This is a genomic window from Streptomyces incanus, from assembly GCF_042656345.1.
GTDB classification, from domain to species: Bacteria; Actinomycetota; Actinomycetes; order Streptomycetales; family Streptomycetaceae; genus Streptomyces; species Streptomyces incanus.
The window spans coordinates 155,386-166,815 of record NZ_JBHSPC010000025.1 but is presented as its reverse complement, the minus strand read 5'-3'; the positions used below and the strand labels follow the sequence as shown (position 1 = coordinate 166,815).

The 11,430-nt window shown below is 70.9% G+C and carries 7 protein-coding genes; 3 read left to right on the top strand and 4 right to left on the bottom strand.

Annotated elements, in window-relative coordinates:
- Nucleotides 1–207: 207 nt before the first annotated feature.
- A complete protein-coding gene (locus tag ACFP2V_RS10435; RefSeq protein ID WP_381208908.1) occupies nucleotides 208–582 on the bottom strand; it encodes a chorismate mutase in 375 nt (124 codons plus the stop codon).
- 87 nt (nucleotides 583–669) lie between these two features.
- Between ACFP2V_RS10435 and ACFP2V_RS10430 the strand changes: the two genes are divergently transcribed.
- Nucleotides 670–1,584, top strand: coding sequence for a hypothetical protein (locus tag ACFP2V_RS10430; RefSeq protein ID WP_381208905.1), 915 nt, complete (start codon nucleotides 670–672; stop codon nucleotides 1,582–1,584).
- A gap of 227 nt (nucleotides 1,585–1,811) precedes the next feature.
- Here the strand turns inward: ACFP2V_RS10430 and ACFP2V_RS10425 are convergent, their stop codons facing one another.
- On the bottom strand, nucleotides 1,812–2,534 hold the full coding sequence (locus ACFP2V_RS10425; RefSeq protein WP_381208903.1) for a VWA domain-containing protein: 723 nt from the start codon (nucleotides 2,532–2,534) through the stop codon (nucleotides 1,812–1,814).
- 257 nt (nucleotides 2,535–2,791) lie between these two features.
- Here ACFP2V_RS10425 and ACFP2V_RS10420 point away from each other — a divergent pair, with 257 nt between their 5' ends.
- Nucleotides 2,792–3,721 carry a rhomboid family intramembrane serine protease gene (locus tag ACFP2V_RS10420; protein WP_381208900.1) on the top strand — a complete coding sequence of 310 codons (930 nt, stop codon included), beginning with the start codon at nucleotides 2,792–2,794 and terminating at the stop codon, nucleotides 3,719–3,721.
- The gene (locus tag ACFP2V_RS10415; RefSeq protein ID WP_381208897.1) at nucleotides 3,718–4,623 is read left to right on the top strand and encodes a chitosanase; all 906 of its coding nucleotides are present in this window, start codon (nucleotides 3,718–3,720) and stop codon (nucleotides 4,621–4,623) included. Before ACFP2V_RS10420 ends, ACFP2V_RS10415 begins: the two co-directional genes overlap by 4 nt.
- A 176-nt stretch (nucleotides 4,624–4,799) precedes the next feature.
- On the opposite strand, the gene ACFP2V_RS10410 is transcribed toward ACFP2V_RS10415, so the two are convergent.
- A complete protein-coding gene (locus ACFP2V_RS10410; protein ID WP_381208894.1) occupies nucleotides 4,800–6,263 on the bottom strand; it encodes a glutamate synthase subunit beta in 1,464 nt (487 codons plus the stop codon).
- Nucleotides 6,256–10,929 (bottom strand): glutamate synthase large subunit, encoded by a 4,674-nt coding sequence (gltB, locus tag ACFP2V_RS10405; RefSeq protein WP_381208891.1) that lies wholly within the window; start codon nucleotides 10,927–10,929, stop codon nucleotides 6,256–6,258. Before gltB ends, ACFP2V_RS10410 begins: the two co-directional genes overlap by 8 nt.
- Nucleotides 10,930–11,430: the final 501 nt, after the last annotated feature.

The following is an 11,430-nucleotide window of genomic DNA, read 5'->3' as shown; positions in this document are numbered from 1 at the left end:
GGGGTACGCGCGTGTGGGGGTACGCGCGTGTGGGGGTACGCGCGTGTGGGGGTACGCGCGTGTGGGGGTACGCGCGTGTGGGGGTACGCGCGTGTGGGGGTGGGTGGTGCGGCGGCGCAGGCGGGGCCCGGCTCGGCCCGGCAGGTCGTGGTCGTGGTCGGTCGTGGGTGTTCGTGTCCCCCCTCTGCCTGGAGTGGGGGCGGGGGGTCAGTCCGTGGTGGGTGCGGGGGTGCCGGTGGGGTTGCTGACGGAGCTCTTGGTGGTGTCGTCGGCGATGCGTTCGTGGTGGCGGATCACTTCGGCGATGATGAAGTTCAGGAATTTTTCGGCGAAGGCCGGGTCGAGTTTGGCGTTCTCGGCGAGGGTGCGCAGTCGGGTGATCTGGCGGGCTTCGCGGGCCGGGTCGGCGGGTGGCAGTCGGTGTTCGGCTTTGAGGCGGCCGACCTGCTGGGTGCATTTGAAGCGTTCGGCGAGCATGTGGACGACGGCCGCGTCGATGTTGTCGATGCTGTCGCGCAGCCTGTCGAGTTCCTCGCGGACTGCGGGGTCGACGTCTTTGGTACCGGTGCTGCTGGTGGTCATGGGAAGTCAGCCTACGGGGCGGAGGGGGCGGTGGCCGGGGCGTGCCCGTACAGTGGAATCGGGTTCAGGGCGTCCGGGGGGTGTGACGTGGCGAACGGCGGACCGGTCGAGCACGGGTACCCGCATCTGGAGACGGTGCGGGTGGCCGTCACGGCGGTGTACAGGCGTTTGTCGTACGACACGATCCGTATGTTCTCGACCAGCGTGGCGCCGGTCGACGTGGCGTTCTGTGACGCGGACGATCTTCATCTGGGGGCGCAGCGGGTGGCCCGCGAGCTGGTGCGGCACTACCGGCTGCCGGATGCGCGGCTGGTCGTCGGGTTCCGGGAGATGGAGCACGCGGCGAACGTCGAGCTGGAGGCCGGGCCGGAGTATTTCGTCGAGCTGAACGACCGGTTCCGTACCCATCGGCGGGACGTCGGGGCGGCGCTGGCGCATGAGGTGGCGCATGTGTACCTGCATCGTCTGGGGCTGTCGTTCCCCGGTACGCGGGACAACGAGATCCTGACGGACACGGCGGCGACGTATCTGGGGGCGGGATGGCTGCTGCTGGACGCGTTCCGCCAGGACGGGGTGTCGTCGCAGAAGCTGGGGTATCTCACGCCGGAGGAGTTCGGGTACGTGCTGGCGAAGCGGTCGTTGGTGTTCGGGGAGGATCCGTCGGTGTGGTTCACCAGCGAGCAGGCTTACAGCGCGTATGTGAGCGGGATGGAGTTGGCCCGGCTCGACGGGCGGCAGCCGCCGCTGGCGGCTGCCGGCTGGTCGGGGCGTCGGCGGTATGCGCGGGAGCGTCGGCGTGCTCAGGGGGAGCGCGGGGTTCTCTCTTTCCCGTCGGCCCGCCCGGATGTGCCGTACAGCTTCTCGCAGGGGGGTGGTCGGGGGGAGCCGCTGCGGGTGTCGTTCCCGTGTCCTACGTGCCATCAGCGGATCAGGGTGCCGGTGCGGGGGCGGGTCCGAGCGCGGTGCGCGTTGTGCCGGACGGTGCTGGAGTGCGATACGTAGGGGGTTGGGGCCGGGGGGTGGGTGGTGGGTGATCCCCTCGGGATCATGGTGCGCGTCCTGTGCACCGCCCGGGCGGTTCGTACGAGTGCCGGCCGGGCCGCGGTTCTGGGGTTCCTCCGACGTTCCCGGAGCCGGGGATCCACCGCGGCGGCGTCCGGGGGCCGGACCAGGGACCGCCGAGGCTGCACGGTGCCTCCGCGTCCTTGGCGTGATCCGCCGGGCAGGCCCTAAGGCTGCACGATCCCCTGTGCCCGGGCGTCCACCAGCCATTTGGGGAACTCGTCCAGCAGTCGGTCGTACAGCTCGGTGTCCGGCATCGTGCGGGGATCGGTACCCGCGTGGAAGAACCCTGCGTTGTCGACGGTCCGCTGGTCCGGAACGGCCAGGTCGTCCAGCTTGCGCAGGTAGTCGAACTGCCGGCTGCCCGGGTCGCCGAAGCCGATGAACTGCCAGAACAGCGGCAGCTTCGCCGCCTTGCACAAGTAGCGTTCCGCGGCGAGCCGGTTGACGGGGCCGCCGTCGGTCTGGAAGACGACGAGGGCCGGCTCGGTCGATCCGCTGTCGAGGTGGTGGTCGATGACGGCGTCCATGGCCAGGTGGTAGCTGGTCCTGCCCATGTGTCCGAGTCCGGCCGCGATCCGCTCGACGCTTCCTTCGTGGTCGGCGAGGGCGATGTCGGTGACGGCGTCGATGTCCGTGGAGGAGAAGACCACCGGCACGATGCCGTCGTCGTCGAGGTGGGCGGACAGGCCCAGCACCCGGTCGGCGAGCGCCTGCACGCTGCCGTCCTTGTAGTACGGCTTCATCGAGCCCGAGTGGTCGACCACGAGGTGGACCGCGGCGCGCAGGCCGTCCAGCCCGTGCCCGGACACCGCGTGCCCTGCGGTCTTGTACAGGTTGACCAGCTTGGGCGCGGTCTCCTCGATCTTGGTCAGGCTGATCGCGGCCATGCGTACTCCCCCCTTCGGTCACCGGGACCGGCCGCTCGGTCGCCGGCACCGGTTGCCGGCCGCTCGGTCGCCGGGACCGGCCGCTCCGTCATCGGGACCGGTTGCCCTTCAGCAGGACCGGTTGTTCGGTCATCGGATCCGGCCCCGAGGGTACGGCACCCCCACCCCGCCTCCGCGGCTCTCCCCCACTGTTCGATATTTTGTTCGCTGCCGTCCTCACCGGCTCGTCCGTCCCGTCCCTCACAAGGAGCCGGCTCGTGGATTCCGAGTCCACCGTCACCACCTGCTACCGCCATACCAAGGTGGAGTGCCATGTCCGCTGCGTGCGCTGCGACCGGTACATCTGCCCGGACTGCATGCGGGAGGCGGCCGTGGGTCACCAGTGCCCCGACTGCGTGAAGGAGGGCATGCGGTCGGTGCGGCAGGCCCGCACCATGGTCGGCGGCCGCGTCTCGGCGGTGCCGGTGGTGACGTACGTACTGATCGCCGTCAGCGTTCTGGCGTATCTGGCGGAGCTGGCGCTGCCGGAGATCGTGGACCGGTTCGCGATGGTGGGCGCGGGGCTGGTCGGGCCGGACGGTGGTCACTATCTGTGGGTCGAGGGCCCGTACTTCGGGGACTTCCGTCCGGAAGGTGTGGTGAACGGGGAGTGGTACCGGCTGCTGACCGGTGCCTTCCTGCATCTGCCGCCCACCGAGGGCACGTTCGGGATTCTGCACATCGTGATGAACATGGTGGCGCTGTGGAACCTGGGCCGGGCCGTCGAGCCGATGCTGGGCCGTGTCCACTATCTCGCCCTGTACCTGCTGTCGGCGCTGGGCGGCTCGGTGCTGGTGCTGCTGCTGGCGCCGCAGGACGCCGTGGTCGGCGCGTCCGGGGCGATCTTCGGGCTGGGTGCCGCGTACTACGTGCTGGCCCGTCGGATCGGTGCCGACATGCGGGCGGTCAACCGGTTCATGGCCGGGCTGCTGCTGTGGCTGGTGATCTCCGCTGTGGTGACGTCCTGGGAGGGGCATCTGGGCGGGCTGCTGGCGGGCGGTGCGGTGGCGGTGGCGTTCGCGTACGTGCCCAGGGGCAAGCGCCGGGCGTTGCTGCAGGCGGGGGCTTGCCTGGCGCTGCTCGCGCTGCTCGTCGTCCTGGCGGCGGCCAAGGTGTCGGAACTGACCGGTGGAGGAGTCTCCCAGTGAAACGTCCAGCCCTGCTGCTCGCGGCCGTGCCCGTGGTGGCGACGGCCGTGTACATGCTGGTGCCCACAGGGCCCGACGGCGCGGTCGCCGGCAACGGGCCGTCCGTGTCCGCCCCACCGAACGCGCGCGAGCAGACCAAGGAGCGCGCCGAGTCGGAGTCGGCCGAGGACGACGCGCTGGTGGCGAGCCGGCCGCCGGGCCTGGCCGACCCGGCGAAGAAGGAGCTCGCCCAGCAGATCCTGGCGAGCGCCGAGAACGTGACGCTGCGCTGGCGCGAGACCTACGGCTCCATCGAGGACGCCGGGGACGGCGACGGCTACACGGCCGGCATCGTCGGCTTCACCACTGGCACCCACGACCTGCTCACCCTCGTCGAACGCTATACGCGCAAGTACCCGGACAACGGCCTGGCGGGGTATCTGCCGGCGCTGCGCGAGGTCGACGGCACGGACTCGCACGAGGGCCTGGACCCGGACTTCACGGCCGCCTGGCAGGCCGAGGCGAGGACACCGGAGTTCCGTGCGGCACAGGAGGCCGAACGCGACCGGGTCTACTTCGACCCGGCGGTGCGCGTGGCCAAGCTCGACGGCCTCGGCACGCTCGGCCAGTTCGTGTACTACGACGCGATGGTCCGGCGTGGTCCCGACACCGGCCCCGACGGCTTCTACGGTATGCGGGAGCAGGCCATGCGCGAGGCGAGGACGCCGGGGCAGGGCGGCAGCGAGAAGGCGTTCCTGGAGGCGTTCCTCGATGTGCGTCGCGCGGGCATGCTGGCGAAGGAGCCGGGTGCCGACACGTCCCGGGTCGACACCACCCAGCGCCGGTTCCTGCGGGAGGGGAACCTGGAGCTGGCCACGCCGCTGGCGTGGCAGGTGCACGGGGAGACCTTCCGCATTCCCTGAGCGGGTGAGCACGGGCGGCAGCGCCTGCCCGGGTCCGGTCGGGGACTGGAGGGCAGGCGCCACCCGTTGTTCCGTACGCCGTTGTACGGGACCTCTGAGGGGGACCGGTCAGGTCCCGTCGTGCGCGGTTCGGACGGGCGGGGTCCGGACCGCGTGGTGCTTTTCGGGGCGGCCGGTCACACCGTCAGTGAGCGGTCGGTCGGGCGGATCGGTGCGGGCAGGTCGCTCGTCCCGGTGAGGTGGCGGTCGCAGCCGCGCGCCGCGGAGCGGCCTTCGGCGATCGCCCACACGATGAGCGACTGGCCGCGTCCGGCGTCGCCGGCGACGAAGACGCCCGGCACGCTGGTGTGGAAGTCGGCGTCGCGGGCGATGTTGCCGCGTGCGTCGAGTTCGAGGCCGAACTGCTCGACCAGGCCGTTGTCCCGGTCGGTGCTGGTGAAGCCCATGGCGAGAGTGACGAGCTGGGCCGGGATCCTGCGCCCGGTGCCGGGCTTCTGGGTGAGCCTGCCGTCGACGAACTCGATCTCGGCCAGGTGCAGCCACCGTACGTTGCCGTCCTCGTCGCCCTCGAAGTGGGTGGTGGAGACGGAGTAGACCCGCTCGCCGCCCTCCTCGTGCGCGGAGGTGACCTTGTAGAGCATGGGGAAGGTCGGCCACGGCTGGGTGGCCGCGTCCCGCTCCTCGCCCGGCCGGGGCATGATCTCGAGCTGGGTGACGGAGGCGGCGCCCTGGCGGTGGGCGGTGCCGACGCAGTCGGCGCCGGTGTCGCCGCCGCCGATCACGACGACGTGCTTGCCCTCGGCCGAGATCGGCGGGGCGACGTAGTCGCCCTCCTGCACCTTGTTGGCCAGCGGCAGGTACTCCATGGCCTGGTGGATGCCGCCCAGTTCGCGGCCCGGTACCGGCAGGTCGCGTGCGGTCGTCGCGCCGACGGCGAGGACGACGGCGTCGTACCGCTTGCGCAGCGCGGTGGCCGGCAGGTCCTGGCCGATCTCGATGCCGGTGCGGAACTTGGTGCCTTCCGCGCGCATCTGCTCGATACGGCGGTTGATGTGCCGCTTCTCCATCTTGAACTCGGGGATGCCGTACCGCAGGAGGCCGCCGATGCGGTCCGCCCGCTCGTAGACGGCGACGGTGTGGCCGGCGCGGGTGAGCTGCTGTGCGGCGGCGAGGCCGGCCGGTCCTGAGCCGACGACCGCGACGGTCTTGCCGGACAGGCGCTCGGGGATCTGCGGGGCGACGTCGCCGGTCGCCCACGCCTTGTCGATGATGGAGACCTCGACGTTCTTGATGGTGACCGGCGGCTGGTTGATGCCGAGGACGCACGCCGACTCGCAGGGAGCGGGGCACAGGCGGCCCGTGAACTCCGGGAAGTTGTTGGTGGCGTGCAGGCGCTCGCTCGCCGCCGGCCAGTTCTCGCGGTAGGCGTAGTCGTTCCACTCGGGGATGAGGTTTCCCAGCGGGCAGCCGTTGTGGCAGAACGGGATGCCGCAGTCCATGCACCGGCCGGCCTGCTTGCTGATGATCGGCAGCAGCGAGCCGGGGACGTGGACCTCGTTCCAGTCCTTGACGCGTTCGGTGACCGGGCGGGAGGTGGCGACCTCGCGGCCGTGGTTCAGAAAGCCCTTCGGATCAGCCATGGGTCGCCGCCTCCATCATCTTCCGGTGGGTGTCGGACTCGGAGAGTCCGGCTCGCTCGGCGGCGTCCTTGGCGGCGAGCACTGCCTGGTACGTGCTGGGGATGATCTTGCTGAAGCGGGCGGCGCCTCCGTCGGGGCTGTCCCACTCGGCCAGCAGCTTGGCGGCGACGGTCGATCCCGTCTCCTCCTGGTGCCGGCGCACCGCGTCGTGCAGCCAGGCGCGGTCGGCGTCGTCGAGTTCGTGGACGGCGTCCAGGTGGCCGGGGTTGACGTTGTCCCGGTCGAGGTCGATGACGTAGGCGGTGCCGCCGGACATGCCGGCCGCGAAGTTGCGGCCGGTTTCGCCGAGGACGACCGCGTGGCCGCCGGTCATGTACTCGCAGCCGTGGTCGCCGACGCCCTCGGAGACGACCAGCGCGCCGGAGTTGCGGACGCAGAACCGTTCGCCGACCTTGCCGCGCAGGAACATCTCGCCGCCGGTGGCGCCGTAGGCGAGGGTGTTGCCGGCGATGACGCTGTACTCGGCGAGGTGGTCGGCGCCCCGGTCGGGGCGGACGACGATCCGGCCGCCGGAGAGGCCCTTGCCGACGTAGTCGTTGGCGTCGCCCTCCAGGCGCAGCGTGACGCCGCGCGGGACGAAGGCGCCGAAGGACTGTCCGGCGGAGCCGGTGAAGGTGATGTCGATGGTGTCGTCGGGCAGGCCCGCGCCGCCGAACTTCTTCGTCACCTCGTGGCCGAGCATGGTGCCGACCGTGCGGTTGATGTTGCGGATGGCGACCTGGGCGCGTACGGGCTGGGCCTCGGTCGCGCCGTCGGCGGCGAGTGCGTCGGCGGCGAGCTTGATCAGCTCGTTGTCGAGGGCCTTCGTCAGGCCGTGGTCCTGGGTGACGGTCTGGTGGCGGGCGGCGCCCTCGGGCAGTTCGGGCACGTGGAAGAGGGGGGCCAGTTCGAGGCCCTGTGCCTTCCAGTGGTCCACCGCGCGGGTGACGTCGAGGACCTCGGCGTGGCCGACGGCCTCCTCGATGGAGCGGAAGCCGAGTTCGGCGAGGAGTTCGCGGACCTCTTCGGCGATGAACCGGAAGAAGTTCACGACGTGCTCGGCCTTGCCCGTGAACCGGTCGCGCAGGACCGGGTTCTGCGTGGCGATGCCGACGGGGCAGGTGTCGAGGTGGCAGACGCGCATCATGACGCAGCCGGAGACGACCAGCGGGGCGGTGGCGAAGCCGAACTCCTCGGCGCCGAGGAGGGCGGCGATGACGACGTCGCGGCCGGTCTTGAGCTGGCCGTCGGTCTGGACGACGATCCGGTCGCGCAGGCCGTTGAGGAGCAGGGTCTGCTGGGTCTCGGCGAGGCCGAGTTCCCAGGGGCCGCCGGCGTGCTTGAGCGAGGTCAGCGGGGAGGCGCCGGTGCCGCCGTCGTGGCCGGAGATGAGCACGACGTCGGCGTGGGCCTTGGAGACGCCCGCGGCGACGGTCCCGACGCCGACCTCGGAGACCAGCTTGACGTGGATGCGCGCCTGGGGGTTGGCGTTCTTCAGGTCGTGGATGAGCTGGGCGAGGTCCTCGATGGAGTAGATGTCGTGGTGCGGCGGCGGGGAGATGAGGCCCACGCCGGGCGTCGAGTGCCGCGTCTTGGCGATCCACGGGTAGACCTTGGGGCCGGGCAGCTGGCCGCCTTCGCCGGGCTTGGCGCCCTGGGCCATCTTGATCTGGATGTCGTCCGCGTTGACCAGGTATTCGGAGGTCACGCCGAAGCGGCCGGAGGCGACCTGCTTGATGGAGGAGCGGCGGGCCGGGTCGTACAGGCGTTCCGGGTCCTCGCCGCCCTCGCCGGTGTTCGACTTGCCGCCGAGTTGGTTCATGGCGATGGCGAGGGTCTCGTGCGCCTCCTGGGAGATGGAGCCGTACGACATGGCACCGGTGGAGAAGCGCTTGACGATCGCGGAGACCGGCTCGACCTCGTCGACCGGGACGGGCCCCCGGTCGGAGGTGAAGCCGAAGAGCCCGCGCAGCGTCATCAGGCGCTCGGACTGCTCGTTGACGCGGTCGGTGTACTGCTTGAAGACGTCGTAGCGGCCGGAGCGCGTGGAGTGCTGGAGGCGGAAGACCGTCTCGGGGTCGAACAGGTGCGGTTCGCCCTCGCGGCGCCACTGGTACTCGCCGCCGATGTCGAGTGCGCGGTGCGCGGGGGCGATGCCGGTGGCGGGGTACGCCTTGGCGTGGCGGGCGGCGACCTCCTGCGCGATGACGTCGAGGCCGACGCCGCCGATCTTGGTGGCGGTGCCGTGGAAGTACTTCTCGACGAAGGCCGCGTCGAGGCCGACGGCTTCGAAGACCTGGGCGCCGCGGTAGGAGGCGACGGTGGAGATGCCCATCTTGGACATGACCTTCAGGACGCCCTTGCCGAGGGCGTGGATCAGGTTGCGGATGGCCTTCTCGGACTCGATGCCGGGCAGGAAGGTGCCCGCGCGGACGAGGTCCTCGACGGACTCCATCGCCAGGTAGGGGTTGACTGCGGCGGCACCGAATCCGATGAGGAGGGCCACGTGGTGGACCTCGCGGACGTCTCCGGCCTCGACGAGGAGGCCCACCCGGGTGCGCTGCTTGGTGCGGATGAGGTGGTGGTGGACGGCCGCGGTGAGCAGCAGCGACGGGATCGGCGCGTGCTCGGCGTCGGAGTGCCGGTCGGAGAGGACGATCAGGCGGGCGCCGTTACCGATGGCGGCGTCGGCCTCGGCGCAGATCTCCTCGATGCGGGCGGCGAGGCTGTCGCCGCCGCCGGAGACGCGGTAGAGGCCGGAGAGGGTGGCGGCCTTGAAGCCGGGCAGGTCGCCGTCGGCGTTGACGTGGATGAGCTTGGCCAGCTCGTCGTTGTCGATGACGGGGAAGGGCAGGACGACGGTGCGACAGGACGCGGCGCTCGGTTCGAGCAGGTTGCCCTGGGGGCCGAGCGTGCTGCGCAGGGAGGTGACGAGTTCTTCGCGGATCGCGTCCAGGGGCGGGTTGGTGACCTGTGCGAACAGCTGGGTGAAGTAGTCGAAGAGGAGCCGGGGGCGTTCCGACAGGGCGGCGATCGGCGAGTCGGTGCCCATGGAGCCGAGCGGCTCGGCGCCGGACCCCGCCATCGGGGCGAGCAGGACGCGCAGTTCCTCCTCGGTGTAGCCGAAGGTCTGCTGGCGGCGGGTGACCGAGGCGTGGGTGTGCACGATGTGCTCGCGCTCGGGGAGGTCGGACAGCTCGATCTCGCCGGCTTCCAGCCACTGGGCGTAGGCCTGCTCGGCGGCGAGCTGGGCCTTGATCTCGTCGTCCTCGATGATGCGGTGCTCTGCGGTGTCGACGAGGAACATGCGGCCGGGCTGCAGCCGGCCCTTGCGGACGATCTTCGCGGGGTCGATGTCGAGGACGCCGACCTCGGAGCCGAGGACGACGAGGCCGTCGTCGGTGACCCAGTAGCGGCCGGGGCGCAGGCCGTTGCGGTCGAGTACGGCGCCGACCTGGGTGCCGTCGGTGAAGGTGACGCAGGCGGGGCCGTCCCAGGGCTCCATCATCGTGGAGTGGTACTGGTAGAAGGCGCGGCGGTCGGGGTCCATCGAGCCGTGGTTCTCCCACGCCTCGGGGATCATCATGAGCACCGAGTGCGGCAGGGAGCGCCCGCCGAGGTGCAGCAGTTCGAGGACCTCGTCGAAGGACGCCGAGTCGGAGGCGTCGGGGGTGCAGACGGGGAAGATCCGCTCGAGGCCGGAGGTACCGCTGTGTCCACGGTCGGCGGAGCCACTGTGCCCACGGTCGGCGGAGCCACTGTGCCCACGGTCGGCGGAGCCGAACAGATCGGAGGCCAGCTGGGACTCGCGGGCGCGCATCCAGTTGCGGTTGCCCTTGACGGTGTTGATCTCGCCGTTGTGGGCGACGAAGCGGTAGGGGTGCGCGAGGGGCCACGACGGGAAGGTGTTCGTGGAGAACCGGGAGTGCACCAGCGCGATCGCGGAGCCGAAGCGGCGGTCGGACAGGTCCGGGAAGAAGGGCTCGAGCTGACCGGTGGTGAGCATGCCCTTGTAGACGAGGGTCCGCGCGGACAGCGAGGGGAAGTAGACGCCCGCCTCGCGCTCGGCGCGCTTGCGCAGCACGAAGGCCGTGCGGTCGAGGTCGATGCCCTGGGAGGCGTGGTCCGTGACGAAGATCTGGCGGAAGGCCGGCATCGTGGAGCGGGCGGCGGCGCCGAGCAGTTCGGGCGCGACGGGCACCTCGCGCCAGCCGAGGACGGTCAGGCCCTCGTCGGCGGCGATCTCCTCGATGCGGGCGACGGCCTCGTCGGCGGCGTCCACGGGGAGGAAGGCGATGCCGACGGCGTAGGCGCCGGCCTCGGGCAGTTCGAGTCCGGACACCTCGCGGAAGAAGGCGTCCGGGACCTGGGAGAGGATGCCCGCGCCGTCACCGGAGTCCGGCTCGGAGCCGGTGGCACCGCGGTGTTCCAGGTTGCGCAGGACGGTGAGTGCCTGCTCGACCAGAGTGTGGGACGCCTCGCCGGTGAGGGTGGCGACAAAGCCGACGCCGCAGGCGTCGTGCTCGTCGTGGGGGTCGTACATGCCCTGCGGGTCAGGGCGAGCATCCATGAAGGACCAGTTCTGGCCATGCGCGGAATGCTGGGACGGCTGGCGCGGCGTACGCATCGGCTCTCCCGTCGTCGTCATGTGGCATGTGCGAAGTGCCGAGGGACGACGTCGGCCCTCTGCGTGACTGCAAAATTTCGTGCAGATTACACGATGGAACGGATCCCGGTAAGCGGGAAATTTTGTTCCGCCATGTGGACACCATGCAGGTCACGGCAGGGGTTCCGCGCCTGGCAGGGGAAGCTGCGGGGACCGTGGCGGGCAGATCGGTGTCCGCCGGTCCGAGGGCGGGGGCGGGCGTCTTGGCCCACTCCCGCGACTGCGTCGCGGGCATCGTCGCCCACAGCGCTTTCGGCTCATGCCCCGTCGTCACGCGGTCGAAACCAACGAGTAACGGCTACTTGCGCGGTCCCTCACACGGGAGCCGGCCGGGGCATCGGTGCCGCTCGTCCGGGCGGGGCACCGATCCGGTCGCCCCGGTCCGGCAGCCGTACGGGGTCGCACAGGCGGTCCGTACGGGGTCATGCGGGGTCATGCGGGGTCATGCGGGCGATCCGTCCG